Here is a 26,862-nt window from a genome sequence, read left to right as displayed (position 1 = left end):
AAAAGTATTATAAGTCATTGGGAGTTATTATATGGATATTAATATAGATAAAGAGCACGGATATGTATCCTGGCATAATGGGGATAATACGGTAACACGCAAGGTGGGAAGGATTGAGAGAGCCTGTTATCATGAAGATGATAATTATGTCGAAATGTTTATAGGAGAATATGGTGAAGATGGATATATAGTATTTAGCATGGACGGTGATATTGTTTGTTCAGTTGATTTGATACGGCAACAGTATGTTTTATTAAACTTTAAGGATATACTTCCTGAAAGAACGAAAAATGTAATGTTCTACAAGAAAAGAAATGCGTTATATTGCTTATATGAATACGGTGGAATAAATGCCATTAGGATAATATGTGGTGATAGAAGTGTCACAATTGATATTTCGGCAGGTATTCATCCGCAATATATGCTTGCGATGGATTCTAGAGCTACGCTTGTTGCTGAAACAGATGAGGCTGACCAATATGGCAGATACAGATGGAACTATACAATAGACTCTGAGAATAAAATTATTTGTAAGAGGTGTCTGGCGTATTAAAAGGTGTTCTACTGAAGGAGAGAGCTTTGATGAAGAAAACTATGCCGAGGATTTATCAAGAGTGGCTTGATAATAATCCTATAGGTGTTATGTGGGAAAACGGAATCAAAATATATGGCTCACAAGAGTTGGAGGAAAGAAATATTACTTTTGAATGTGATAAATATTTACCTCTGTATGTAGCGGTGGGGGATGATAGCGGAGATACGTTATTTTTTATGCAACGTGATGTGTCATCTAAAGTCGTATATGCAAGCGATGTTGGAGATATGACGGAAGCAAATATGGTAATCGTAAGCAATGATTTTAACAAATGGATTAAAGGAATAAATGAAGCAGAAGAATTGGATAATAATGGTGATTACTGTGCGGTTTATATAGAAAAGATACCTGAAACTATTACGGATGTAATTCATATTAAAAAATATCTCCGATTAAATTTATCGACAGGTGAGATAATGAAAACATTAAAGAAACAGCAACCTGTTCTGCTGCTTCCAAGAATTCATAAATGTAAGTTGCGAGTTTTAATGAGAGGGCATGAAGAATTGCTTAATTATCTAAGTTTGAAATAAGTTGCTATCATGTCGATAGATGAGAGTGATAAAGAAGTACTGGGCGCTACGCTTGATGAATTCTTTATGACGTTATATAAGCGACGCTAACGTAAGAATGAGGAGGTGGTTCATGGAGAAGTCTTGTGTGTCGATATGGGTTGGGTATGTAGAAGAGGAGGATTCTTTTTATGCTTATACAAGAATAGAATTTGATGATGATGATAATTATGTATGCGTGTTTGCCAAGGATTTTCAGATTGATCGGGATGACATTGATGAAGATTTTATAGAGGTGTACTGGAAAAGAGAGAATCTATCTCCTGCTGATCTCTTGGAAGGATGCTCATATTACGATAGTATGAAAGATGTAGTAGCCAAAATTCAAGATGGAAACAAAACGTATAACTGCTTCGTTCTTTTTTATGACTATGAATATACAGGGCCTGTATGTGAATGTCCTTCTGGCTTGAGTTACCTGGGTGTATTTGAATATGAGAAATGATGGGAATGAACGTAATGGATATACAGGATTTTGTTGAGTTTTTAATAACAGCAATAGAGATTGTTGCTATTGTTATCTTAATTAGTTTGGGAAACCGGAGACATTGGCCTTTGTTATGTTTGGATAATAAACTTGATAGGCAAAGTTTTATTTTTAGAGTACTGCCGTTTTTTGTTTTTTTACTTAGTGGATTAAAAATAGGTAATGCGGAATTATTCTTGATGATCTTTCCATTTTTAATAGTACTGAAAGGTATTATGTTTGCTGCGATAATTCAGCGTGGAAATAAAACGCAAATGAAAAGTCTGACTGTAGAAATGATGTTAGGAGCGGCTGTCGTTGCAGAACTATTGGACTTAGTGGATGCTAAGATATATTTATTGATTTGTATAAGGTTGCTTTTTGCTAAGGATAAAGCGTCAGACCGGCACAATGTCATAACAGCTTGAATGAAAATTGATTTTGGACGGTGAAGTGAATAGATGATACATATAGATTTTTCCAGAGAAAGCGTATGCATGGGGGATGATTATTACGCTGGAACATATAGCATGGAATTCGCGGAAGATGCAGTGATGAAGGATTTAGTAACTGTAATCCTTCATGGCGGGCATGGAAATACATGGCCGGTGGCACGAGTCGCTTCCTAGAGGGGAGACTGGATAATTAAGACAAATGCTGGTATTCTGGCCGATATTTATGCAAAGTTTGGTGGCAAGTGGAAGGTTAACTATCAGGATTTTAATGTTGCCATAAACGCTATATCATGTTACACTGTGTGTAAGTAAACATCACAAAGTGAAAGGTGAATGCTATGGAGAAGGCAAGTTATATAGCAATTGACCTGAAATCATTCTATGCGTCGGTAGAATGCGTAGAGAGAGGGCTTGATCCGCTGACTACATGTCTTGTGGTCGCAGATGATTCGCGGACGGAAAAGACAATATGTTTGGCAGCTTCTCCAGCCATTAAGAGATACAGGATTCCGGGGAGAGCGCGGCTGTTTGAAGTCGTGCAGCAAATAAAACTGGCTAATGGCGGCCGCCGTTGTTTTGCGCCAGGCAGAAAACTGATCGGTGAATCCTGTGATATCGTAGAGCTGGAAAAGAACCCCAATCTGGCCATCAGCTATATTGTCGCTCCGCCAAGGATGGCTCTTTACATGAAATACAGTGCACGGATATACAATGTATACCTGCGATATATTGCCAAAGAAGATATACATACGTACTCTATCGATGAAGTCTTTATCAATGCAGGGCCGTATCTGGAGACCTATAAGCTGACGGCGCATGAACTGGCGCTGAAGATGGTGCGGGAGGTGCTGGATGAAACAGGCATTACAGCTACAGCTGGTATTGGGACGAATATGTATCTGGCCAAGATCGCTATGGACATTGTGGCCAAGCATATGCCGCCGGATAAAGATGGCGTGCGGATAGCAGAACTAGACGAAATGACCTATCGGCAGAAACTTTGGGCACATACACCGTTGACTGATTTTTGGCGTATCGGCAAAGGCTATGCACAAAAACTGGAGAGTATGTGCCTGTACTCTATGGGCGATGTTGCCCGTGAGTCCATGAGCAAAAGAGGCGAAGAGAGACTATACAAGGCTTTTGGCATAAATGCAGAGCTATTGATTGACCATGCATGGGGCTATGAACCCTGCAGGATGGAGGCTATCAAATCATACCGGCCATCAAGCACCAGCCTGAGCAGCGGGCAGGTCTTACATGAGCCCTATACGAACGAACAGGCAAGATTGATTACATGGGAGATGGCCGACCAACTGATACTGGAACTGGTGGCAAAGAAACTGGTAACGAATCAGATAGTTTTGGATGTAGGCTATGATATAGAGAATATTGCGCGTGGTTATACCGGTGAGGTGCATATTGACCATTATGGCAGAAAAGTTCCCAAGACAGCCCACGGAACCGTGAGCCTGTCAAAGCATACATCGTCTACCAGGAAGCTGTTGCAGGAAACGCTGGCGCTATATGACCGGATCACCAATCCTGCGCTGTTGGTGCGCCGTATCACGGTAACGGCAGGCAGGCTTGTCGATGAGGATAGCCTGGAAAATCAGAGAGAGTCCGTGGTGGAGTTTAATCTATTTGCAGATGTGGATGCACAGGCGCAAAAAGAAGAAGCCAGCCTGCGTGAGGAAAAACGGGAGAAATCCTTGCAGTATGCAATGCTTGCGATTAAAAGCAGGTTCGGGAAGAATGCTATCCTGAAAGCGGCCAATCTCAAGGAGGAAGCCCGTACGATAGCCAGAAACAGTGAGATTGGAGGACATAAGGCGTGAAGATAACAAGAGACATCAAAGAGTATGAGGACATCATAAATCTGCCACGGCCTGAGCCGCAGTGTCATCAGCGGATGCCAATGGAGAAGCGGGCTGCCCAGTTCAGTCCCTTTGCGGCACTTACTGGTTACGAGGAAGTAATAAAGCAGACAGCGCAGGAGCATGAGGCTAAGATAAATATTAGCAATCAAGATAGATGAGATTAGGTGGTTCATAATGCGTTAGTCAAAAATTCCTTGAATATTGGTGGTTACTTGTGCTATAATTGTGGCGTTATATTGAAATTGAACCGCTTAGAAAAGCATTCAAGTATTTATTGGAGGGCGTAAGTTAATGATTAATAGTACTGATTTTCGCACAGGTCTGACCATTGAGATCGATGGCAACGTTTGGCAGATTGTGGACTTCCAGCATGTAAAGCCGGGCAAGGGCGCTGCTTTCGTGCGCACGAAAATCAAGAACGTTGAGACTGGTGCAGTTGTTGAACGCACGTTCAACCCGAACGAAAAGATGCCGGCTGCTCATCTCGAAACTCGCACGATGCAGTATCTCTACGAGGCAGATGGCATGTACACGTTCATGGATACGGAAACCTATGAACAGAGCGAACTCAACACCGAGACGCTCGGCGATGCTCTGAACTACCTGAAAGAAAACATGGAAGTAAATCTCCAGACTTTCAAGGGCCGTATCATTGGCATCAGCCTGCCAAACTCCGTTAACCTCGAAGTTACGGAATGCGAACCCAGCGTAAAGGGCAACACGGCTACAGGTGCAACGAAGATGGCTAAGCTCGAAACTGGCTACGAAGTTCGCGTGCCGCTCTTCATCAACGAAGGCGATGTGCTGCGCATCGATACCCGTACGGGTAACTACATCGAACGCGCATAATCTAAGTTCACGATGTACGGTGACTGCCGCATCATTTTGATGGTGCGGCAGTTTTTTCGTCCTGCTTGCATATAATTTCTCACAGACTTGCATAAATTTGCAGGAATTTGTCTATTTATCCGCGAAAATATGATATAATAAAGTTAAGTTTGTAAGTCAGATGATATGGAGGGATTTGTAATGGATCAGGCAAAAGAAATGGTAAAGAAAGACAATTCTCTGGGTTCAATCCGTATCGCGGATGAAGTGGTCAGCATCATCGCTGGCCTTGCGGCAACGGAAGTGGAAGGTATTGCCGGCATGAGCGGCGGTATCGCCGGTGGCATTGCTGAGATGCTGGGCCGTAAGAATTTCGCCAAGGGCGTGAAGGTTGAAGTCGGCGAGAAGGAAGCTGCCGTTGACCTCTATATCATCGTGAAATACGGTGTCCGCATTCCGGATGTGGCACTGGCTGCACAGGAAAATGTAAAACAGGCCATTGAAAACATGACTGGTCTTTCCGTGGTGGAAGTCAATATCCATGTACAGGGCGTAGGCTTCCCGGATGATGAGGAAAATAAGGAAGAGGTTCGCGTCCGCTAAGGCGTAGGCTGCGGAAGAGGCGTAATCTATGAGTATAGTCAATCGTTTTTTTGTTTTACTATTGTCGCTTACATGCATCGGCCTGTCTAGTCTGGTTATGGCGGCGGCTGTGCAGGTGTTGCCGGAGAATGTCTGGCTCAAGCAGCTGCACTATATCCTGGGGCGGCAGGAAACCCTGATGGTCTGCATCGTGGCCCTGCTGATTGCGGTAAAATTGCTTCTGGCTGTGTTTTCCCGCAAAGCCAGTGATCCGTCCACCAGCAAGGGCGAGTATGTCATTGATGCCGGGCCACAGGGCGAGGTGCGCGTGGCGCTGGAGGCCATGCGCAGCCTGGCTGACCGGATGGCCCGGGAGGTACACGGCGTACGGGATGCCAATGTGCGCATCAAGGCCAAGAATCCCAAGGAAGGTGCGGCCAGTCTGTCGCTGGATGTGGATCTGACCGTAGGTCGCGAAGCGGATGTGTCCGTGGTGGCTAAGACGCTCACGGAGCGGGTGCAGGAGCATTTCCGTCGCACGATGGCGCTGGAGAGTGTGCCGGTCAACGTGGTGATTTCTGAGGTTTCCGATGCGGAGCCGGAAAAGAAACATCGTGTGGTCTAAGGCGGTGGGCAGATGAACGAAGATTTGCAGAAGATGCTGCTCGATATGTGGCAGAAGCATCGTGGCAAAAGCTGCGGCCTGATAATGGGCATGCTTTTTGGGACAGCGGTGCTCTGTTTTGGCTTTTGGCACACCTTTTTTGTGCTCTGCTGTGGTCTTATCGGACTGTTTATCGGTACGCAGCTGGATCATGAGGAAGATGCCTTAGGCAGTCTCCGTGAGAAAGCGTGGATGCTTTTTGAGCGTTTTCAGCGATAAAACGCTTGTAATAAAGAATGTTAAGGAAGGTAAGTAATGAGTCGTAGACAAGCAAGGGAAGCAGCCCTGCAGGCGCTTTTCCAATTAGATTTGAATCCCGGTGAGGCAGAACAGCAGGAGCAGTATGAGACGCTCGCCATTGATACGGTGTTAGGGGAGCTGGAGACTCCTTTGAGCAAGCGTGACCGCGAGTTCATCAAGACGCTGGTGCATGGTACCCGGGTGAATCTGTCAGCGATTGACAGCCTGATTGCCGCCAGCTCCAAAGATTGGAAAATTGAGCGCATGGCAACGGTGGACCGCAATATCACGCGGCTGGCAACATATGAGATTCGTTTCGCAGAGGAGAAACTTGTTCCCAATATTGCCATCAACGAAGCTGTGGAACTGGCGAAAAAGTTTGGTACGGATGATTCCAGCCGTTATGTCAACGGTATACTCGGAGCAATGATGAAGGCTCAGTGAGTGACAAAAATTGCCAGCCCCCAAGTTTGGGCTGGCATTTTCGTATGTATGGGGGGACTTTTGTGGCTGTTCATTCCGTCAGCGAGGTAAATCGCTATCTAAAAGACCTGCTTTCTGCCGAGCCAATCCTCAGAGGGATTGCCGTGCGGGGAGAGATTTCCAATTTCAAAAAATATCCTTCTGGTCATTGTTATTTTACCTTAAAGGATGCCGGTTCCGCGCTGAAATGTGTCATGTTCCGGAGCTATGCCCAATACATGCGTTTTGTACCGCAGAATGGCATGCAGGTGGTGGCATCTGGCAGCATCTCGGTCTATGAGCGGGATGGCGTCTATCAGCTCTATGCAGAAAGCCTGTTGCCGGAAGGAACAGGAGATTTGGCGCTGGCCTTTGAGCAGCTCAAGGAAAAACTGACGGCGGAGGGCCTGTTTGATTCGTCAAGAAAGCGCCCCTTGCCACTATTTCCCAAGAAAATCGGCGTCGTGACCAGTTCAGCCGGTGCCGTGCTGCGGGATATTTACCGGGTATCCAAGCGGCGCTGGCCTTCGGTACAGTTGGTGCTTTATCCTGTGCAAGTGCAGGGCGAAGGCGCGGCGGAACAGATTGCCGCTGGCATTGACTTTTTCTCCCGCAAATATCCCGTGGATGTGATCATTGCGGGCAGGGGCGGCGGCTCCATGGAGGATTTATGGGCCTTCAATGAGGAAGTAGTGGTACGGGCCATTGCGGCCGCTAAAGTGCCCCTGATATCCGCCGTGGGGCATGAAACGGACTTCACGCTGGCGGATTTTGCCGCCGATATGCGGGCTGCAACGCCTTCGCAGGCGGCAGAGCTGGCCGTACCTGACCGGTCAGAAATCAGACGTCAGGTGGAAAATCTGACTGGTCAATTGACGCGTCAGATGCGAAGGGAGATAGCCGCCCGCAGGACGCGACTCGAAAATATCCTGCAAAACCGCGTATTGCGGGAGCCGCAGAACCTGTTGGCCGAACGGCGCCAGCGGCTGGATTTCCTGTTGGAAGGCCTGCAGAAAGGCGCGAAACAGAATTTACAGAGCAAGCAGCATCGCTTGGGACTGGTGATGAACCGGCTCGCAGCCATCAATCCGGCAGCCGTGCTGGGGCGAGGCTACGGCCTGTTGACCAGACAGGATAAGCTGGTCACGAGCGTAAAGTCCGTGGCGGTAAATGATGAACTGAAAGTGACGCTCCGGGATGGCAGCATTTCCGTGCGGGCACTTATGATAGAGGAAAAGGGTGACAGGTAATGCCAAGAAAAAAGGAACTTTCCTTTGAGGAATCATTGGACAAGCTGGAGGCTATCGTGGAAGCGATGGAGCAGAGCGATACCAGCCTCAAAGAGCTGATGGCTAACTACACGGAGGGCATGAAGCTTGGCGAAGCCTGCCTGCAGGAATTGGCCAAGGCCGAAGCGGCCATGGATCTGGTCATCAAAAAAGACGGCAATAAGATTGTGGAAGCAGAACTAAACATAGAAGGGGAATAACCATGGAATTGAAGAAAATTTGGCAGGAACGCAGTGCTTTGGTAGAAGCGCAGCTGGTTAAAGAACTGAACGAAGCAAATCCTTTGGACAAGACGCTCTGTGAGTCCATGAAATACAGCCTGATGGCCGGCGGCAAACGCCTGCGTCCGGTGCTGTTGATGGCCGCAGCCGATGCGGTTGGTGCCAAGGGCACGGACTATCTGACTACGGGCTGTGCGATGGAGATGATCCATACTTATTCCCTGATTCATGACGATCTGCCCGCCATGGACGATGATGATTACCGCCGCGGCAAATTGACCAATCATAAGGTCTATGGCGCCGGTATGGCTACGCTGGCTGGCGATGCACTGCTGACGCTGGCCTTTGAAGTGATCCTGCGCCAGCAGGGCGTCAGCGCAGATAAGCTCGTGCAGGTTACCCGGGAAATCAGCCAGGCAGCCGGTCCGGATGGCATGGTGGGCGGTCAGGCCCTCGATATGGAATCCGAGGACAAACAGATTTCCATGGAGACCATGAAGAATATCCATTTAGGCAAAACTGGCGCCCTGTTCCGGGCTGCTATCCGCAGCGGTGCCATCTTGGGCGGTGCGGATGAAAAGGCACTCGCAGCGCTGACCACTTATGCCGATAACTTCGGCCTGGCCTTCCAGATCACCGATGATATCCTGGATGTCATTGGCGATGAGGCTGTGATTGGCAAGCCAGTGGGCAGTGATGAAAAGAATCACAAGTCCACCTATGTGACGCTGACTTCTTTGGAAGAGGCGCAGAAACTGGCTCAGGAAGCCGTGGATACGGCTATTGACGCCTTGCAGATATTTGGGGAAGAGGCGGATTTCCTGCGGGAATTGGTGGCCTATCTGGTAAAACGCAATAAATAATGGGGAAGTGCGGATGATCATGTATCCACTTTTAGAAAAAATCAAGGAAGCCGCTGATGTCAAACGCTATAGCGTCAGCGAGTTGGAGCGGCTCGCTAGGGAATTGCGGGAATTTATTGTGGAGACGGTGGCGGAAAATGGGGGACATTTGGCACCAAGTCTCGGAACTGTGGAGCTGACGCTGGCTCTATACAGTGTCTTTAACTTTCCGAAGGATAAGCTGATTTGGGACGTAGGCCATCAGGCATACAGCCATAAGATACTCACGGGACGCCGGGACAGGTTCCGTACGCTGCGCCAGAGGGGGGGCATCACGGGCTTTCCCAACCGGTTTGAGTCCGATTATGATGCTTTCGGTGTCGGCCATGCCAGCACGTCCATTTCGGCGGCGTTGGGAATGGCCATCTCGCGGGATTTGAGCGGCCGGAAAAATGAAGTGATTGCGGTAATCGGCGATGGCGCTTTGACCGGCGGCGAAGCATTGGAAGCCCTTAACCATGCCGGGGATATCGGCCGGAAGCTGATTGTCATCCTGAATGACAACGAGATGTCCATCGATAAGAACGTCGGCGGACTCAGCGAATACCTGTCACGAATCCGCATCACACCGCAGTACAACAAAGCCAAAAAGGATATGGGCAGCCTGCTCATGAGCATTCCCCATATCGGGGACAAGGCCTTCCGTACGGCACAGGTGGTCAAGGACAGTGTCCGGGCAGCTTTGGTGCCCGGGGGTATCTTTGAGGAGCTGGGGTTTCACTATATCGGGCCGGTGGATGGACACAATATCAGCCTCTTGCAGGAAATCTTGGAAAGTGCCCGGGAAATGAATGGTCCGGTGCTGATTCATATCCATACGACAAAAGGCAAGGGCTATGCGCCTGCGGAGATGGAACCGGACAAGTTCCATGGCATTGGCAAGTTCAACAAGGAAACAGGTAAGTGTCTGCCAAAGGATGGTGCGCCATCCTATACTTCGGTTTTCAGCAAGGCGCTGATTGAACTGGCAGACAAGGACAGCAATATCACGGCCATCACGGCAGCAATGCCCAGCGGTACGGGGCTCAAGGCGTTTGGTCAGGAATATCCCAACCGTTTCTTCGATGTGGGCATTGCCGAGGAACATGCGGTAACGCTGGCTGCTGGTATGGCGGCCGATGGTAAGCATCCGGTGGTGGCACTTTACTCCACCTTTGCCCAGCGGGCCTATGACCAGCTCATGCATGATGTCTGCCTGCAGAACCTGCCGGTAACCCTGTGTCTTGACCGCGCTGGTTTGGTCGGTGCCGACGGCCCCACGCATCATGGGGCATTTGATTTGTCTTATCTGCGGCATATGCCTAACATGACAGTTTTTGTGCCGAAAGATGAAGCAGAGCTCCGGGATATGCTGGCAACAGCTGTCAAAATGGAGAGTCCTGCGGCAGTCCGTTATCCTCGTGGCAATGGCATAGGGGTGGAACTGCAGGCTGGATTCCGTGAGGTTCCGGTGGGCAAGGCCGAGCTTTTGCGGGATGGCAGTGATGTGGCCATCCTGGCGTTAGGGCCGATTACGTATAAGGCGCTGGAAGCAGCAGAGCTTCTGCAGCAGCAGGGAATTTCCGCTGCGGTAGTGAATATGCGCTTTGCCAAGCCTTTGGATACGGAGATGATTCAGCGGCTGCGTCATGTGAACCTGTTGGTAACGGTGGAGGAAAACTCCCTTGTGGGCGGTTTTGGCTCCGGTGTGGCTGAATATCTGACAGACAGTGGTCTGGCGCGCAGCGTAGATCTATTGCGCTTGGGCCTGCCGGACCAGTTTGTGGAGCAGGGCACGCAGGAAGAACTCTTGGCGCTTTGCGGCTTGCAGCCGGAACAGATGGCAGAACGAATAAAGGAAAGATTGAAGTAATGGCAAAACAACGTTTAGATATATTGTTGGTAGAACGCGGACTGGCGGGCAGCCGGGAACGAGCCAAGCGCATGATTATGGCCGGTGAAGTCCTCGTGGACAATCAGAAGGTGGATAAGGCCGGCGCCACGGTAAAGGCAGAGGCTGAAATCCGTCTGCTGGGAAACGATATCCCCTATGTGAGCCGGGGCGGCTTGAAACTGGCGAAGGCGATGAAAGAATTTGGCGTGGCCATCGAGGGCAAGCGCTGTGCAGATATTGGCGCTTCCACTGGCGGCTTTACCGACTGCATGCTGCAAAATGGTGCGGTGCAGGTATTCGCCATCGATGTGGGCTATGGTCAATTGGCCTGGAAACTGCGCACTGATGAGCGTGTGGTCAATATGGAGCGCACGAATATCCGCAATGTGACACCCGATGATATCGGTACTATGCTGGATTTCGCCTCTATTGATGTGGCCTTTATCTCCCTGACCAAGGTGCTGCCTGTCACCCATACGCTGCTCAATGACAGCGGTGAAGTCGTGGCGTTGATCAAGCCACAGTTTGAAGCCGGCAGGGAAAATGTCGGCAAGAAGGGCGTAGTCCGCGATCCTAAGGTACATGAGGATGTCATTCGCAAGGTCACAGCTTTTGCCCGCGAAATCGGTTTTTGCACGATGGCATTGACGTTCTCACCGGTCAAGGGGCCAGAGGGCAATATTGAATATCTGATTCGCCTGTCCAAAGACTTGACAAAAGAGGACACGGTCACCGAAGAGCGTATCCTGCAGGTGGTGGCTGAGGCCCACGGCGAATTGGACAAATAAAACGGGCCAATTAAGGAGCGGTGTGTATGCCAATCAAGACCATTGCTATATTTCCTAATGTGAGCAAGCCGCAGTCTCCGGAAGTGTTGCGGCGGATTTTGAACTTTTATCAGGATAAAGATGTGCGGCTGATGCTGCCGGTGGATGAATCGCGCTATTTTGATTTGGAATATCTAGGCGTGCCGGATATCGAAAAACAGCAGGCGGATATCGCCCTGTCCATTGGCGGCGATGGGACACTTCTGGGTGTCTGCCGCCGCTATGGAGCCAGTGCCGTGCCGGTATGTGGCATTAATATCGGCACCTTGGGGTTTATGGCAGATATTGAACTTGCGGAGCTGGAGACGAAGCTGCAGAAGCTTTTGGACGGCGATTACCGCATTGAACATCGTCTGCTTCTGGCCGGTTTTGCCAAGTCCGATGGGGAGGAGCGTTTCTTGGGACATGCCATCAATGATGTGGTGGTGACCAAGGGCGGTGTGGCTCGTATGCTGCATTTGGGCTTGTCCATCAACGAATCCCATCTGATGGATTATAAGGCGGATGGTGTGATTGTATCTTCACCCACTGGTTCCACGGCATATTCCCTGTCGGCAGGCGGCCCTATCATGAGCCCGTCCATTCAGGCACTATTGGTAACGCCAATCTGTGCGCATACATTCAATATGCGGCCGTTAGTGGTGGGGCAGGATGATGTGGTGCATATCAAGATTGCCGCCATCCATCAGGATATCATCGTGACCTTTGACGGTCAGGAAAGTTTCCGCCTATTGCCGGGGGATGAAGTGACCGTGATGAAATCCACGGCTCAGGCTGGCATTATCAAATTTGAGGACAAGGATTATTATCAGATTTTACGCACCAAACTTTGGAAAAACAACGGGGTGGAATCATGAGCCAAAAAGAAACAACCAAGCGGGAAGGTGAAAAGGTGAAGAGTGTACGTCAGGCTGTGATCAAAAGTATCATTGGCAGCCAGATTATCGAAACCCAGGAGGATTTAGCCGATGCCCTGCGCGGACAGCGCATCAAGGTCACGCAGGCTACTGTGTCCCGGGATATCAAGGAAATGATGCTGATCAAGGTACCCACGGGTGACGGACGCTATCGTTATGCCTATCCCATGCAGAATGCTGTAATCTTTACCGAGGAACGCATGCAGCGCCTGTTCCGGGATACGGTGGTGAACTGCGACTACAGCGAAAACATCGTCGTGGTCAAGACGCTGCCCGGCGGCGCCAATACGGTAGCTTCGGCCCTCGACCATGCCAACTGGCCCGAAGTATTGGGTACGGTTGCCGGGGATGATAATATCTTCATCATCGTGAAGCCCAAGGCTGCTGCAGAAATCGTCACCAAGAGACTCATGTCATTTCTGGAGTAAAGGGGATCACGGCGATGCTGAAAACACTTACGGTTTGGAACTTTGCCCTGCTTGAGCATGTGCAGGTGGAATTCGGTGAGGGGCTCAATATCCTTACAGGTGAGACCGGCGCGGGCAAATCCATCCTGATTGATGCCTTAGGGGCAATCCTCGGTCAGCGGGTATCGGCCGATGCCATCCGTACCGGCTGCGACTGGCTGCGAGTAGAAGCGGTATTTACCTTGGATGATGAATCCCTGGGTCTCCATGAGCTGTTGACCGGTCAGGCTATCGATGATTCGGAAGGCATGCTGATTATCACCCGGCAAGTCACGAAAAACGGGCGCAGCATGGTGTTGGTCAATGGCTGTCATGTAACCTTGACGGTTCTCAAGCAGATTGGCGCTTTCCTGGTGGATATCCACGGTCAGAACGAGAATCTGGCCCTGCTAAAAGAAGAAAGCCAGTTTGCCCTGCTGGATGAATATGATCCGGACCTGACAGAAGCGCTGGCGGGCTATAAACAGATATATACCGCTTGGAAGGATAAGCAGCAGGAGCATAAGGAAAAAGAGCAGGCTGCCCGGGAATATGCCCAGCGGCTCGATATGCTGCGCTGGCAGGACAAGGAAATCAGCGAGGCAGAGCTCAAGGAAAATGAGGATGAGGAGCTGGATGCGGAAATCCGTAAGCTTTCCCATGCCGAAAAGATTGCCGGCTTCGTGGAAGAATCCTATAATCTGCTGGATGTGGGAGCAGGCGGCGGTCAGGCTGTGCTTACGGCCGTGGCTAAGGTCAAGAAGAACCTTGAGGATATGAGCCGCTATGACGACTCATTGGAAAACACCTATACCATGGTGGAAGAGGCCTATATCTCCCTGCAGGAGGCTGCCTCTGAATTGCGCGATTATGGCGAGTCACTGGAATTTCAGCCTGCCAGACTCGACAGGCTGCAGAGCCGCATGGATGTGATTGACCGCCTTTGTCGTAAATACGGTGCGACTATAGCCGATGTGCTGGAACATCAGCAGAAGGTGCAGCAGGAACTGTTGGATATCGAAAATTACGATGACGATATGGCCAGATTGGAAAGGGAAATCGCAGCTTTGGAAGAAAAACTGAGGACTAAGGCTGACAATCTGACGAAGATGCGCCAGCGGGCAGCTGGCGAGTTGGCAACAGCCATTGGCAGCCAGCTGACTGCTTTGGGCATGTTGCAGGCTTCGTTCCATATTCGCGTGACGCCGGCGGATAAATTCCTCGCTAACGGTGCCGACAATGTAGCCATGTATTTTTCCGCGAATCCCGGTGAGGAAGAAAAACTCCTGTCCAAGGTCGCATCGGGCGGCGAGCTCTCACGTATTGCTCTGGCCATCAAGACCGTGGCTGCTTCGAGGGACTCTTCCGTGCCCAGCATGGTCTTTGATGAAATCGACACCGGCATCGGTGGCCGCACTGCCCAGATGGTGGCTGAGCGCATTGCTCTTGTGGCTCAGTACAAGCAGGTGCTCTGCATCACCCATTTGCCGCAGATTGCCTGCATGGCCGATGTTCATCTCTATATTGCCAAGACCAGCGCTGGTGAATCGACGGTAACGCAGGTGCGCCCGCTGACCGAACGCGAACGCATCAGCGAAATCGCCCGCATGGCCTCCGGCGTCGATGTGACCACGGCATCGCTGGATAACGCCAAGGAAATGGTCAGCCATGCCAAACTGGTCAAGAATAAGTTCAGCGCAAATAAAAATAATTGAAACGGAAAACGCTTTTGCTCATTGTGTTGTAATAAGTGAAGCTGATTATGAGAAATAGCCGCTTTGTTGGTATATAGCCAGCAGGGCGGTTTTTTGTGCTACAATGGTGAGAAAATTGACAAGTAAATATTGTGGCGTTCACAAATTATGTAGAAGTGGGGATGGATATATTTGATTAGTATTAGAATCTCAAAGTATAATCCAATCTATCGTGATGAAAATGGTTACTATTTGAAGAACGAATGGATATCTTATGGTGACATCGGCAAGAAGTTTCCAGATGGAATTTTGACTGAAAATACTTATCTCCTGTTTGTCCAATTTGTGAAGATTCATATCCGCAACTGTTGACATTAGACATCAAAGATAATAATCTTAATTGGCTTAAGTGTTCGTTAAATGAGCTTCCTTTAATTTCATGTGTGAATTGTTCTACCTGCTGGGGAAGACAATATTATCATATAAATGAGCAAACTGTCCATACAGTTGTTGGAAGCGGATACGTCAGAGGCGTGGCAGCAGGATAAAGTGGATAAATTCAGTTATCCTTTTCTTGCGTTTAGAGTGAAATTAGAGCGATTGAACGATTTCAATGAAGAAGAATTTATTGAATGCATGGGGCGTGAATATTTTTGCAGGCTGGGTGGGGATCCGGTTTTTTTGAGTGACCCTATAGAGATGCGTTGTCCTAAGTGCGGAAGGAATATGCAATATGTAGGAGAGTTGACAGATAACAATTTTGATAATTCTGCTTTATTAAATGGATTGGATTTTTATTTTGGGGATATGTTTTTATATTACTATTATTGTATGAATGTCGCGTGATAGGAGTAGATATGCAATCCATATGAAAAATATGGTGATATTTTTGCAGGTTTTTGTCTGTTCGATATTGAATTATCATCTTAAAGGGTGATGTTCATGCAACGTAATGGGATTTTAGTGCAACAGAAATATATGGAGTACCTGGGCTCCACGATGGCCTTTATCGTGTCCTTGTATCTGGCAGCAATCGTGGATGGCATTCTAGTAAGCCGCTTATTGAGTCCGGATGCGTTTGCGGCCATCAATCTGACTATGCCTGTATACTATGCCAGGAATATTGTCTTTTTTCTTTTCGTGGATGGCGGTGTGACATTAGCGGCCCAGTTCATTGGTTCCCGGGATCGGGCAGCCTGCGATAAGGTGTTTTCCCTGTCTTTGGGCTGGGGCACGCTGATCTTGGGCGTGCTGGGGCTGGCAGGCTGGATTTTGGCGGCGCCGACAGCATGCTTGCTGGCTGGCGACAGTTCGCTGGCGGTCATGGTCGAGGATTATCTGGGGCCCTTGTGGCTGACCGGTCCGTTGCTCGTGCTGGCCAACGGTACGGCTGCCTATCTGCGGCTGGAAGGGGAACATAGACTGGCTATTGCCATTCCCGTGGTGGCCAATCTCTGCAATCTGGTATTTGATTATGTTTTCATTGCCCTATGCGGCTGGGGAATCGCCGGAGCGGGCTGGGCTACCGGAGCGGGCTATGTATGTTCGCTGTTGCTGCTCGTGCCATATTGGCGGCGCGCTGAACGGAATTGGCATCTGGTCAGCCTGAAAGGCGTGGAAAAATCCATGCTGCGGCGGATGGGCGTGATCGGCCTGCCCATGGCGCTGATCCCGTTTGGCTTGGTAGTGCGCCACTATGCAATCAACAGCATTGCCGTGGACACGTTGGGGGATATGGGCGCGCTGACGGTTTCCCTGTGCAATGCTGCTTTGCTCTATGCCTGGATGTTTGCGGACGGTTCGAGCACAGCACTGTCCAATGTCTGCGGAGCGCTTTATGGGGAGATGGATAAGGCAGGTGCCCTGCAGGTACTGAGAAGGGCCTTGCGGTTGACATTTGGCTTGTGTTTGGGAGCGTTCCTATTCCTGTTTTCCTATCCGGAATCCTTTATCGCTTTTTATGGTGTACCCGCGGATAAGATTACGCCGGAACTGATCCTTTATCTGCGGATCAGTCTTTTGTATATGCTGCTATTGGCCCATGTGTTCGTTATGCGGGCTTTTTATCAGTCCACCCGGCAGGAGCGGGCAGCTACGATGTTTTCCCTGTTGGAGGGTGTCATTCTGCTGGTGCCGCTCTTCTATGCACTGTCTTTATGCAACCCTGCTCTGATGTGGCTGGCACCGGCATTGTCGGCGCTGATATCCTTGGGGTGGCTGGTCTGTTATATGCGGCGCAGGGCCAGGAAGCAGGGAACCGACAGTTTTCTGATGTTGCAGCAGGATGATGCCCATGATGTATGGGAGGCCAGCATTCCCGCCACGATAGGTGCTGCGGCCGAAGCTGTGCTGGCCGTAGAAGAATTCTGCCAGCTCCAGGATGGCCTGGATTCCCGGCAGGCATATGCTGCGCAGGTGACTGTGGAAGAGTTATGTGTCAATATCGCCGAACACAGCGGTTTGGGCGAGTCGGGGCATATCGATGTGTTCGTGCGCTGTCATGGGGCAAGCGTCGTCGTGAAGGTACGGGATGCCGGCAAGCCATTCAATCCTGTGAAGTTCCTGGATGATCAGGGGGAAGAATTTTCCGGACTGCTGATGGTGCGGAAGCTCACAACCCAAATCGAATATGTGCGTATCTTAGGTTTTAATACGACCATCGTTACCATTGGCAAAAGAAGGGGATGAGATATATGAGAAGACGCAGTATACGCTATCAGGTCCAGCGACTGGTGCTCCTGTGCAGTGTAGTATCCCTGCTGCTGCTCGGAGGCATTGCCTTGCTGGGCATGATGGGGGCCCGGGACAATTCCCTGCGTGATGGCCGGGAGATGGGGGAAGAAGCCGCGCTGGCGGTCAGCAATACCTTGAAGCAGGAAGCCGAAAAACAGCTGCAGGTGTTTGCCGGTGAGAAAGCCAGTCAGATCGCACTGGAACTGCAGCGTATCGCCGACCGTACCGAGCTTATGGGGCGGGAAGCCGGCTGGCTGCGTGAACATGCCGGGGAACTTGCGCCGCGCAGCATCAATGAGCCGCGCCGGGAAAATGCGGGCAGGCTGGTGCCCCAGCTGGAATATGCTGCAGATGCCAATAAGGCAGCTTTAGCCGGGGAGATCGGCCTGACGGCGAATCTGCAGGACCTTATGCTGCAGGTCGCTAGGCAGAATGGTGAGGGAACGGCAATCAGCGTGGCCTCGAAGAATGGCTTCACGATCTCCGTGGATACGGATTCTGCCGCCCGCTTTGCCAATGATGCGTCGAATACGCCGTTGACGTTCAATGCTACGAGCCGTCCCTGGTATCGGCTGGCACAGGAGAAAGGGAAAATGACGTTTACCGAAGTCTATCCGGACAGTTTCAGCGGCGGCCTGCGCATTGCCTGCACCATGCCATATGAGGCGTATGGGAGCTTTGCTGGCGTGGTGGCGATGTCCACTTATCTGAAAAACATCAGCCAGCTGGTACTCAACGCGCAGGCGGAAACCTGTTTCGTGCTGGACAACAATGGCCATATCCTATTCTATAAGGATGAGAACAACATCATCGGCAGCGATGCAAACTTGCAGCAGGATTTGCGCAATCTGGACAATGAAGGCATGGCCGAGGCCATCAAGGCAATGGCCAAGGGGGAAGAAGGGGCCTGCAATATAACCATCAACGGAAAAGAATACTATCTGGCCTTCGCACCAATCAAGCAGGTAGGCTGGAGCTTTGCCGCGGCCATTGATGCAGAACAGGTACTGAAAACAGAGGCACAGGCCCGGGAGGATGTGCTGGCTATTGCCCGGAAGAACGTAGGCAATATGAATACCTATATGACCATGGTCATGTTGGCCATGGTGGTGGTGATCCTCGTGATCATTGCCGGCGTGACCTGGCAGGGCAGGCGCATGGGGGAGCGCTTCGTTCATCCAATCCTTGACCTTTCGGATGGCGTGCGGGAGATTGCCAGCGGCAATCTGGATAAGAAACTGGATATCCGCACCGGTGATGAGATCGAACACCTGTCTACATGTTTCAACGCGATGACGGATGAGCTGCAGTCCTATATGAAGAATCTCACCAAGGTGACGGCGGAAAAGGAACGCATTGCCACTGAGCTCAATGTGGCGACGAACATCCAGGAAAGCATGCTCCCCAATATCTTTCCGCCGTTCCCGGAACGGTCAGAATTTGATATCTATGCCACCATGCATGCAGCCAAGGAAGTGGGCGGCGACTTCTATGATTTCTATATGCTCGATGAGAATCATGTGGTCATCACCATCGCCGATGTTTCCGGCAAGGGCGTGCCGGCAGCGCTTTTCATGGTAATTTCCAAGACCATCCTCAAGAACTTCGCCCTGACCATGACGGGGGAAGATGATTTGGCGGCAGTGGTGTCCTGTACCAACGACCAGCTTTGTCAGAACAATGATGCCATGATGTTTGTCACGGCCTTTGTGGGGATGCTCGATATCAGTACGGGCAGGTTTGTCTATGTGAATGCGGGACATAATCCGCCCTTGCTTTATTCCCGAAAAGAACAGACGTTTACTTATCTGCCGGTCAAGCGGAATTTCGTCATGGGCGGTATGGATGAGCTGGATTATCAGGGGCAGGAACTGTTGCTGGAACCCGGTGATAAGCTGTTCCTGTATACCGATGGCGTTACGGAAGCGTTAAGCGAAACCGAAGAACTTTTTGGTGAGAAACGGTTGCAGGATTGCCTGAATGCGTCTGCAGACAAGCCAATCAAAGACCTGATGGCCGAAGTGAAGAAATCCCTGTCACTTCATGTGGGCGAAGCTGAACAGTCAGATGATATCACCATGCTGACCTTGGTGTATAACGGACAAGCGCAGCAGGCGGAGGAGGTGTGAGCATGGAATCAGCAAAGGAGATAAGTCTGGCAGCCACTGTGGAGAATCTGCCATTGGTCAACGAATTTGTAGAAACGCTCTTGGCTGAGGAAATGGTTTCGGCAAAAGCGCAGATGCAGATAGAACTGTCGGTGGAAGAAGTTTTTGTCAATATTGCCAATTATGCCTATGGTGAAGCAGGGGGAAAGGCTACTGTGCAGGGAAAAATCCTGAACGAACCTGCAGGTCTGGAACTGGTGTTTATCGATGGCGGCCAGCCCTACGATCCCCTGTCACGGGAGGAACCGGATCTGGAGCAGAAGATGGAGGACCGTGCTATTGGCGGATTGGGCATCTATCTGGTGAAGAAGAATATGGATGAAGTCCATTATGCGTATCAGCAGGGGAAAAACATTCTTACGTTGCGGAAGTATTTCTAGCAGGAAAATCCTGTTAAGAGGCGAATTCTAGAAGTAATGATGAATAGCAACATCCACAACAAGAGGGGTGTTTTTATGGAATTGCCAAAACTGCATGTTGCGGATTTACCCGAGCCGGAACGTAATGTGTTGGAACAGTTTTACGGTGGCCAGATGTCCGATGAGCGGGGGTATTCGCCCAATCATATCGTCTATGTGCGGGAACTGTCAGCTACAGAAAAATCCCTGTTCAGCCATACGTTGGCCATTCAGCCGGTTGGCGCAATCCTGCAGAATCTATACAAGTTGAAAGGGAAACTTTCGCCGGCACGTTTTTCCCGGGCTGTGAATCAGCTGACCGCAGCCGAAGATGCCTTGCGCATGAATTACTGTTCGGTGGGCGGGCGGCTGCTGGCGGTCGTGCTGAAGGAGCGTCAGCAGACTGCGCCGGTCGTCTTCCGCAATATCGAAGGCGTCGATGGTGAGGAGCTGGATGCTACCTTGCGCCGAATCATGGATGCGGATCTGCGTCAGGGCTTTGACAGCCGCAGTGGCTGCCTCGTGCGCTTTTCAGTCTTGCATACCAAGCAGGATGAATATGCGGTGCTGGTGACGGCCGTACAGGCGGTGCTGACCAATTTCAATGTGCGTCAGGTCTTTGCCATGGCGATGGATATGCCATGGAAGAGCGGTCAGATGGAAATGCTGGTCGCCCAGACGCAGTCTCATAGCATGGCAGCTTCTGTGCGGGATTATTGGCGCAAGATACTGGATCATTTTCCGGGAAGTTGCCAGATTCCCCAATACATGCCGGGGAGTGGACTCAGTCACAAACAGCGGGCCTATGTTGCCCGCGTACCGGCCAATATCCTGTCGGACCTGCGCCTGCGGGCCAGATCCAATAAAAGGATGCTGATGTCCATCCTGCAGACGGCCTGGGGCTTCTTGCTGCAGTTGGAAAACAGCTCGCAGGATGTGGGCTACTGCCTGCTGGTGCCTCGCCGGGAACAGGCGGACTGCAGCTTAGGGAATGTTCCGAGTCTGGTGCCGGTCCGCTTGCAGGTGCAGGGAAATCCCACTGTGCAGGAGCTTGTGACTAAGGCATTCCAGCAATTTGTCATCTCGCAGCCCTATGCCAATATGGGCAGGGACGATATTGAGGAAATCCTGGGGCAGGAAAACAAGGCCTTCGATCATTTCCTGAATTTCTGTGACTTTTTCTGTGAGTCAAAATCCTTTAGCGAAGTAACGGGGACGCCGACTGGCAAGCTGGTCATGCAGAATTCCTGGGATGGTCGCGACAGCAAGCTGGGAATCAGCTTCCGGCTGGACGATCATCAGCTCATATTTACCATGCTCTATGGCGAGGGGAATTTCCCGGGACAGAATATGAAACTGTTGGTGCAGAAATGCCTGCTGGTCCTGCAGCAGATGCTGACGGACTGGAATGCTACTTATGCAGATTTCATGTTGCGGCTGCAGCAACGGCTGCAGATGGAGGTGGAAGACGGTCAAGCAGATTCGCAGAATCGGGCTGTGCTCCAGGATTATCTGTCCCGGCTCACGCTTTTGCAGGAATGCGATCATGGCATCATCCAGCTGTTCATGAATCATGCCAGGCTGTCCATGCGGTTTGAAGGCGACCGGATTGCTGAGGAAGAGATTGAGGAAAATCTGATCTTTCTCGTATCCGGGCGCGTGGCCCGCAGCATCGAAACCGGGGACGGCTGGTATTATACGCTGGATATCCAGAAGGAGAACAGCTGGCTCAATGAAACGGCATTGCTGCCCGAAAGGAAAAGCCGTATGGCTGCAGAAGTGCTGACGGAGCAGGCGGTTATCCTGTCTGTGCCCCTGCCTTCGGCAAGCCTGATCTTGGAGAAATCACCACTGCTGGCAAAGAATATCATCAAACACATCAGCAAGCAGATGGAAAAATATCAGCGTTTATGGATTCAATCCTGACGAATCCTCAAATATGGAAGGAGCAATTTACTATGGAAATCAAAAAAGAATTGAATGGCAGTGCCTTGCAGATTGCGTTGACAGGCCGTCTGGATGCCGTATCGGCACCGGAATTGGATAAAGTGGTGCAGAATGACCTGGCGGGTATCACGGAACTGACCTTTGACTTCAAGGAACTCGTGTATGTGGCTTCGGCAGGCCTCCGTGTGCTCTTGCTGGCGCAGAAGCGGATGAAAAAGCAGGGCACGATGAAGCTTACCCATGTTAATCCTGACGTGAAGGATGTCCTGGAAATGACAGGCTTCATTGATTTCCTGACGATTGAGGATTAAGCTATGAAGACGAGAAAGATTACCGTGAACAGCAACGGCAGCGGCATGCCCTGGGCCTTGGATGCCGTGGAGGAGTTCAGCCGGGATATGGGGTTTGATGAACGCTGCGCCCGCCGCACCCGCCTGCTGGCTGAGGAAACGATGAGCATGGTGCGGGCTATCGTGGGCGAATTCGTGGCAGAATTCTGGATGGAGAGCACCCCTGAGTGCAGCTGTATCCTTCATCTGCAGGCTTCCTCTCCCATGAATTTTGAAAAGAAACAGGAGCTTATCGAAACTTCTTCCCAGCAGCGCAATGAAGCGTCGGTGGGAATCATGGGCAAGATACAGGATTTCATCGAGGACAGTCTCTACAGCATGGAGTACAGCCAGCGCGTAACCATGGGCGGCGCTGAGATCATGAGCCTCGGCGGTGTGGCCTTGGCTGCAGATGGCTATATGTGGTCTTTGGATAAATACCGGGAAGATATGGAGCAGAATGGTGACGATGAGGATGCCGCGATGGATGCGGCTCTGGAGGAATTGGAAAAATCCATCGTAGCCAATATCGCCGATGATATCCGGGTATATGTTAAAGGCAATGACATTGAAATGATCATCAAAAAAAATTTTCCTGTGACAACTTAGGACAAGGACCTTGCCCCGGGCAAGGTCTTTCTTGTATAATTATGGGGTAACAATTTACGCGGAGGTGCACCATGAATAGACGCAGAATCGTTAGTGGCGGAATCCTCGGTTTGTTGCTGCTCGGCGCGGCGACGGCTTTTTTATGGCCGAAAGAATCGCCTCAAGCGCCAGCCAGTCAGCAGATAACCGAAACCACTGTGGCCACCAGAAACGAAGCAGAAACGAAAATCAACAGGATACCTGAGCCTCAGCAGGAAAAACGAACGGAAAAACCGGAAGTAAAGCCTATCAAGGATGTCTTTGTCTATACATTTGAAGGCGATAAGGTCTTCATTGTGGCAGGCTCTGTTACGACCAACAAGAATACCCAGGAATGGCAGGCCAAGATCAAGAATGTCAACAGCAAGGGCGAAGCACAGCCTGTGCAGTCGGTTTCCTTCAAGCAGGAAGGCACGCAGATTCTCACCCGCAGCGGTCAGGGAAAGTGGCGCGCCATTGACGAGATGGACCGGTCTTTGTTCAATAAAGTCGTGGATATTTCCGGCAATTATTAAGCACCTAAAAATAAATTTATAAAGTTTTTTATAAAATTTGTAATTTAGGTGTTGACAAGGCAGGGGGTTATCCGTATAATAATACATGTCGCTGAACGACGGCGGCAAAAAGTAAAGACGGCCCGGTAGTTTAGTTGGTTAGAATGCCGCCCTGTCACGGCGGAGGTCAGGGGTTCAAGTCCCCTTCGGGTCGCCACTGCGGAAATAGCTCAGTTGGTAGAGCACCACCTTGCCAAGGTGGGGGTCGCGAGTTCGAGTCTCGTTTTCCGCTCCATATTATGGCGACATAGCCAAGTGGTAAGGCCGAGGACTGCAAATCCTCTATCCTCAGTTCGATTCTGAGTGTCGCCTCCAATTTCATACTGCGGAAATAGCTCAGTTGGTAGAGCACCACCTTGCCAAGGTGGGGGTCGCGAGTTCGAGTCTCGTTTTCCGCTCCATTATTATGGCGACATAGCCAAGTGGTAAGGCCGAGGACTGCAAATCCTCTATCCTCAGTTCGATTCTGAGTGTCGCCTCCATAATGAAATGCAAGCCTTCTCCTGTTTGATGGGGGAAGGCTTTTCTGTATTGAAGTCAGCGGACAAATATTGTAAAATATGTAGTATATGAATTTGGGGAGGCTGTATTGATGGCAGTGACAGACAAGGATTTAGACAAAGAGTTGGTTGAAGAAAAAATCAGCAGCGAAGATATTTTTGATGGCAATCTGCTTCATGTGAAGCGTGATACGGTGAAATTGCCCAGCGGCAATGAAGCCACGCGGGAGTGGATCAAGCATCCCGGCGCTTCGGCCGTGATTCCTGTGACGGAGGATGGCCAGGTTATCCTGGTGAAGCAGTACCGTTATCCGATCGGCCGCATCACGCTAGAGATTCCGGCGGGCAAGCTCGATGCGCCGGATGAAGATCCGCTCTACTGTGCAACCCGGGAACTGTCGGAGGAGACGGGCTATGAAGCGGAACGCATCACGAAACTGACGACCGTGGCAACGACGGTTGGTTTTTCCAATGAATACATCCATATCTATGCAGCAGAGGGCCTCAAAGCTGGCAAGCAGCATACAGACGAAGATGAGTTCATCAACGTGGTGAAGATGCCGCTCGAAGAGGCCGTGGAATTGGTGCTGAATGGCGAGATCTATGATGCTAAATCGGTAACCGCTATTTTGATGCTCGAACGCAGCCGGAGGGAGAAGTAAATGTTTGATTTCAATCCGATGATGATCATTGCAGGCCTGCCAGGTCTGATTATCGCCATGGTAATCCATGAGTATGCTCATGCCCAAGTGGCGGTCTGGCTGGGCGATTTTACGCCGCGGCTCATGGGGCGGCTGACGCTGAACCCCAAAGCGCATATCGATCCGATTGGTATGCTGATGCTTTTCCTCGTGCATTTCGGCTGGGCCAAGCCCGTGCAGATCAATCCTCGCAATTTCAAGAATCCCCAGCGGGATGATATCCTGGTGTCGCTGGCTGGCCCCATGGCGAATTTTGTCACGGCATTTCTGGCCCTGGTGGTGCTGGTGGTGTTTGACCGTATGGGCGGCGATATGACGGCTGGCGTTTACATGGTTTTCCGGCTGATTATCGAGTATAATATCGGCTTCGGTATCTTCAATCTGATTCCGCTGCCACCGTTGGATGGTTCGCATGTACTCATGCAGCTGCTGCCCCGGGATATGGCCTATAAACTCGCGGGCTTGGAGCGCTATAGCTTCCTTATCCTGATTGTATTGTTGATGACGCCGGTGCTCAGCATGATCCTGATTCCCTGCCGCAATCTGATCTGGCAGATCTTCAGGCTGTTGCTGAGTCCTTTTATCTGATTTTTGCATGGAAGATTACAAATTTAAACTCGATGCCTTTGAAGGTCCGATGGACCTTCTGATGCATCTGATTGAGAAGAACAAGATTGATATCTACGATATCCCCATAGCGGAGCTGACGCGGCAGTATCTGGACTATTTGGATAAATTCCGGGAGTTCAATATCGAGATTGCCAGCTCCTTTTTGGTGATGGCCGCGACCTTATTGCAGATCAAGTCCCGCATGATGCTGCCCAAAGCGCCCAAAGAGGAAGGAGAACCGGAGGAAGATCCGCGTTTTGAACTGGTGCAGCGGATCCTGGAATACCGCAAGTTCAAGCAGGTCAGTCAGGTCCTGGGCGATATGGCAGGGGTACAGGAGCGGTTTGTGGCCCGCGAGCCCATGGAGCTGCCCGTGCATCATCTGCCGCCGGGAAATCTGTCGCTGGATCTGTTGGTGGATGCATTCCGTACGGTCTTATTGGTGAAGGAAGAACTAACCATCCCAAAAGCCTTGGTGGAGCCAGAGGAATACAGCATCAAGGGCAAGATGGAGGACATCATCCTGCTCTTGGGCCGCAGCCGGGGAAAATTATTGTTTTCGGAGGCGTTTCGCTCGGGCACGCGCAGCGAATTGATCGTAACCTTTTTGGCGCTGTTGGAACTCATGAAACTGCGGACGGTCACGGTCAGGCAGCAGCGGCCATTTGCGGAAATCTATATCTGTGTCCGGGAGGAGGAAGTCCATGCCTGAGAAAGAACGGGCAGAAGTAGCGGCGACGGGGTTGGTGGAAGCCGTGCTCTTTGCGGCAGGCAATCCCATGAGCGTGAAGGAAATCGCCCATATCATGGAAATGGGTGTGGTGGAAACCCAGAATACATTGACACGCCTGCAGGCAGAACTCGATGAACGCCATAGCGGCCTTACCCTGCGGCAGGTTGCAGGCGGCTATCAGCTCGCCACCCGGCCTGAGGCCTATAGAACGGTGGAACGGCTGAGCCAGGTGGTGGACCGGAAGATATCGGCGCCGACTATGGAAACCCTGTCCATCGTGGCCTTCAAGCAGCCAATCACGAAAGCGGAGATTGAGAATATCCGCGGTGTGCGCGTGGAGCGCGCCCTGCAGAAACTGTTGGAATTGGAACTTATCGCTGAGGTAGGCCGCAAGCCAGTCTTAGGCAGGCCGATACTCTATGGCACGACGGATACCTTCCTGCGCTGTTTTGGGATAAACACGCTGGAGGACCTGCCGGAACTGCCGAGTACGGAAGAAGCCGTGGCCGCGCTCGATAACGAGCAGATGGAGCTGTTCCAGGAAATGCAGCATCTGCAAGAGAATACAGAAACATTGAAAGCCGAAGATAAGCCTTCCCCTTGAGGGGAAGGTGTCAGCCGTAAGGCTG

Annotated in this window: 31 protein-coding genes and 5 tRNA genes; all 36 read left to right on the top strand. The window is 50.6% G+C overall.

Going from position 1 to position 26,862, the window contains the following annotated elements; genetic code table 11:
• The first annotated feature begins 31 nt into the window (after positions 1-31).
• Positions 32-553, top strand: coding sequence for a hypothetical protein (locus tag BLQ59_RS04905; RefSeq protein ID WP_074571798.1), 522 nt, complete (start codon positions 32-34; stop codon positions 551-553).
• 29 nt (positions 554-582) lie between these two features.
• Positions 583-1,128, top strand: a complete 546-nt coding sequence (locus BLQ59_RS04900; protein WP_074571797.1) for a hypothetical protein — start codon at positions 583-585, stop codon at positions 1,126-1,128.
• Between the two features lie 112 nt (positions 1,129-1,240).
• Positions 1,241-1,612, top strand: a complete 372-nt coding sequence (locus tag BLQ59_RS04895) for an immunity 22 family protein (RefSeq protein WP_074571796.1) — start codon at positions 1,241-1,243, stop codon at positions 1,610-1,612.
• A 14-nt stretch (positions 1,613-1,626) separates the two neighbouring features.
• The gene (locus BLQ59_RS04890) at positions 1,627-2,061 is read left to right on the top strand and encodes a hypothetical protein (RefSeq protein ID WP_143005285.1); all 435 of its coding nucleotides are present in this window, start codon (positions 1,627-1,629) and stop codon (positions 2,059-2,061) included.
• A gap of 365 nt (positions 2,062-2,426) precedes the next feature.
• Positions 2,427-3,926 carry a Y-family DNA polymerase gene (locus BLQ59_RS04885; protein WP_074571794.1) on the top strand — a complete coding sequence of 500 codons (1,500 nt, stop codon included), beginning with the start codon at positions 2,427-2,429 and terminating at the stop codon, positions 3,924-3,926.
• Positions 3,923-4,126: a hypothetical protein gene (locus BLQ59_RS04880; RefSeq protein WP_074571793.1), complete on the top strand. Its 204-nt coding sequence runs from the start codon at positions 3,923-3,925 to the stop codon at positions 4,124-4,126. Before BLQ59_RS04885 ends, BLQ59_RS04880 begins: the two co-directional genes overlap by 4 nt.
• Positions 4,127-4,259: 133 nt before the next feature.
• Positions 4,260-4,817 carry an elongation factor P gene (gene efp / locus BLQ59_RS04875; protein ID WP_014424354.1) on the top strand — a complete coding sequence of 186 codons (558 nt, stop codon included), beginning with the start codon at positions 4,260-4,262 and terminating at the stop codon, positions 4,815-4,817.
• 180 nt (positions 4,818-4,997) lie between these two features.
• Entirely contained in the window at positions 4,998-5,399 is a 402-nt protein-coding gene (locus tag BLQ59_RS04870) for an Asp23/Gls24 family envelope stress response protein (RefSeq protein WP_014424355.1), read from the top strand.
• Positions 5,400-5,427: 28 nt separating this feature from the next.
• Positions 5,428-6,003 (top strand): alkaline shock response membrane anchor protein AmaP, encoded by a 576-nt coding sequence (gene amaP, locus BLQ59_RS04865; protein ID WP_074571792.1) that lies wholly within the window; start codon positions 5,428-5,430, stop codon positions 6,001-6,003.
• Positions 6,004-6,015: 12 nt separating this feature from the next.
• On the top strand, positions 6,016-6,261 hold the full coding sequence (locus BLQ59_RS04860; protein WP_074571791.1) for a DUF2273 domain-containing protein: 246 nt from the start codon (positions 6,016-6,018) through the stop codon (positions 6,259-6,261).
• A 36-nt stretch (positions 6,262-6,297) separates the two neighbouring features.
• Complete coding sequence (nusB, locus tag BLQ59_RS04855) at positions 6,298-6,726, top strand: transcription antitermination factor NusB (protein ID WP_074571790.1); 429 nt, start codon at positions 6,298-6,300, stop codon at positions 6,724-6,726.
• Positions 6,727-6,788: 62 nt separating this feature from the next.
• Positions 6,789-7,994 carry an exodeoxyribonuclease VII large subunit gene (xseA, locus tag BLQ59_RS04850; RefSeq protein ID WP_074571789.1) on the top strand — a complete coding sequence of 402 codons (1,206 nt, stop codon included), beginning with the start codon at positions 6,789-6,791 and terminating at the stop codon, positions 7,992-7,994.
• A complete protein-coding gene (gene xseB, locus BLQ59_RS04845; protein ID WP_074571788.1) occupies positions 7,994-8,233 on the top strand; it encodes an exodeoxyribonuclease VII small subunit in 240 nt (79 codons plus the stop codon). The genes xseA and xseB overlap by 1 nt, the downstream gene beginning before the upstream one ends.
• A gap of 2 nt (positions 8,234-8,235) precedes the next feature.
• Complete coding sequence (locus tag BLQ59_RS04840; protein WP_176756729.1) at positions 8,236-9,117, top strand: polyprenyl synthetase family protein; 882 nt, start codon at positions 8,236-8,238, stop codon at positions 9,115-9,117.
• Positions 9,118-9,136: 19 nt separating this feature from the next.
• Positions 9,137-11,008: a 1-deoxy-D-xylulose-5-phosphate synthase gene (dxs, locus tag BLQ59_RS04835; protein ID WP_074571822.1), complete on the top strand. Its 1,872-nt coding sequence runs from the start codon at positions 9,137-9,139 to the stop codon at positions 11,006-11,008.
• A complete protein-coding gene (locus BLQ59_RS04830) occupies positions 11,008-11,817 on the top strand; it encodes a TlyA family RNA methyltransferase (protein WP_074571787.1) in 810 nt (269 codons plus the stop codon). Before dxs ends, BLQ59_RS04830 begins: the two co-directional genes overlap by 1 nt.
• 26 nt (positions 11,818-11,843) lie before the next feature.
• Positions 11,844-12,713 (top strand): NAD(+)/NADH kinase, encoded by an 870-nt coding sequence (locus BLQ59_RS04825; protein ID WP_256324608.1) that lies wholly within the window; start codon positions 11,844-11,846, stop codon positions 12,711-12,713.
• 35 nt (positions 12,714-12,748) lie between these two features.
• Positions 12,749-13,201, top strand: coding sequence for an arginine repressor (gene argR / locus BLQ59_RS04820; RefSeq protein ID WP_074571820.1), 453 nt, complete (start codon positions 12,749-12,751; stop codon positions 13,199-13,201).
• A gap of 14 nt (positions 13,202-13,215) precedes the next feature.
• Positions 13,216-14,934, top strand: a complete 1,719-nt coding sequence (recN, locus tag BLQ59_RS04815; protein WP_074571786.1) for a DNA repair protein RecN — start codon at positions 13,216-13,218, stop codon at positions 14,932-14,934.
• 465 nt (positions 14,935-15,399) lie between these two features.
• Positions 15,400-15,759, top strand: coding sequence for a hypothetical protein (locus BLQ59_RS04810; protein WP_074571785.1), 360 nt, complete (start codon positions 15,400-15,402; stop codon positions 15,757-15,759).
• 132 nt (positions 15,760-15,891) lie between these two features.
• Positions 15,892-17,601: an MATE family efflux transporter gene (locus BLQ59_RS04805; protein WP_218122869.1), complete on the top strand. Its 1,710-nt coding sequence runs from the start codon at positions 15,892-15,894 to the stop codon at positions 17,599-17,601.
• 5 nt (positions 17,602-17,606) lie between these two features.
• Positions 17,607-19,775, top strand: a complete 2,169-nt coding sequence (locus BLQ59_RS04800; RefSeq protein ID WP_074571783.1) for a SpoIIE family protein phosphatase — start codon at positions 17,607-17,609, stop codon at positions 19,773-19,775.
• Between the two features lie 2 nt (positions 19,776-19,777).
• Positions 19,778-20,194: an ATP-binding protein gene (locus BLQ59_RS04795; RefSeq protein ID WP_074571782.1), complete on the top strand. Its 417-nt coding sequence runs from the start codon at positions 19,778-19,780 to the stop codon at positions 20,192-20,194.
• Between the two features lie 75 nt (positions 20,195-20,269).
• Positions 20,270-22,138 (top strand): condensation domain-containing protein, encoded by a 1,869-nt coding sequence (locus BLQ59_RS04790; RefSeq protein ID WP_074571781.1) that lies wholly within the window; start codon positions 20,270-20,272, stop codon positions 22,136-22,138.
• A gap of 32 nt (positions 22,139-22,170) precedes the next feature.
• A complete protein-coding gene (locus BLQ59_RS04785) occupies positions 22,171-22,470 on the top strand; it encodes an STAS domain-containing protein (RefSeq protein WP_074571780.1) in 300 nt (99 codons plus the stop codon).
• A gap of 3 nt (positions 22,471-22,473) precedes the next feature.
• Positions 22,474-23,097 carry a hypothetical protein gene (locus tag BLQ59_RS15955; protein ID WP_176756727.1) on the top strand — a complete coding sequence of 208 codons (624 nt, stop codon included), beginning with the start codon at positions 22,474-22,476 and terminating at the stop codon, positions 23,095-23,097.
• A 71-nt stretch (positions 23,098-23,168) separates the two neighbouring features.
• A complete protein-coding gene (locus tag BLQ59_RS04775; protein ID WP_074571779.1) occupies positions 23,169-23,651 on the top strand; it encodes a hypothetical protein in 483 nt (160 codons plus the stop codon).
• A 119-nt stretch (positions 23,652-23,770) separates the two neighbouring features.
• Positions 23,771-23,847, top strand: a tRNA-Asp gene (locus BLQ59_RS04770).
• 2 nt (positions 23,848-23,849) lie between these two features.
• Positions 23,850-23,925, top strand: a tRNA-Gly gene (locus BLQ59_RS04765).
• A 6-nt stretch (positions 23,926-23,931) separates the two neighbouring features.
• Positions 23,932-24,005, top strand: a tRNA-Cys gene (locus BLQ59_RS04760).
• Between the two features lie 10 nt (positions 24,006-24,015).
• Positions 24,016-24,091, top strand: a tRNA-Gly gene (locus tag BLQ59_RS04755).
• A gap of 7 nt (positions 24,092-24,098) precedes the next feature.
• A tRNA-Cys gene (locus tag BLQ59_RS04750) sits at positions 24,099-24,172 on the top strand.
• A gap of 110 nt (positions 24,173-24,282) precedes the next feature.
• On the top strand, positions 24,283-24,852 hold the full coding sequence (locus BLQ59_RS04745) for an NUDIX domain-containing protein (protein WP_074571778.1): 570 nt from the start codon (positions 24,283-24,285) through the stop codon (positions 24,850-24,852).
• Positions 24,853-25,479 (top strand): site-2 protease family protein, encoded by a 627-nt coding sequence (locus BLQ59_RS04740; RefSeq protein WP_073089483.1) that lies wholly within the window; start codon positions 24,853-24,855, stop codon positions 25,477-25,479. It abuts the gene before it with no gap.
• Positions 25,480-25,486: 7 nt separating this feature from the next.
• Positions 25,487-26,212, top strand: a complete 726-nt coding sequence (locus BLQ59_RS04735) for a segregation and condensation protein A (protein ID WP_074571777.1) — start codon at positions 25,487-25,489, stop codon at positions 26,210-26,212.
• Positions 26,205-26,837, top strand: a complete 633-nt coding sequence (gene scpB, locus BLQ59_RS04730; RefSeq protein WP_074571776.1) for an SMC-Scp complex subunit ScpB — start codon at positions 26,205-26,207, stop codon at positions 26,835-26,837. The genes BLQ59_RS04735 and scpB overlap by 8 nt, the downstream gene beginning before the upstream one ends.
• Positions 26,838-26,862: the final 25 nt, after the last annotated feature.

This window comes from Pseudoselenomonas ruminantium, from assembly GCF_900104055.1.
GTDB classification, from domain to species: Bacteria; Bacillota; Negativicutes; order Selenomonadales; family Selenomonadaceae; genus Selenomonas_A; species Selenomonas_A ruminantium_C.
Note: the sequence above shows the minus strand (reverse complement) of the source record. Positions and strands in the feature narration are given on the sequence as shown.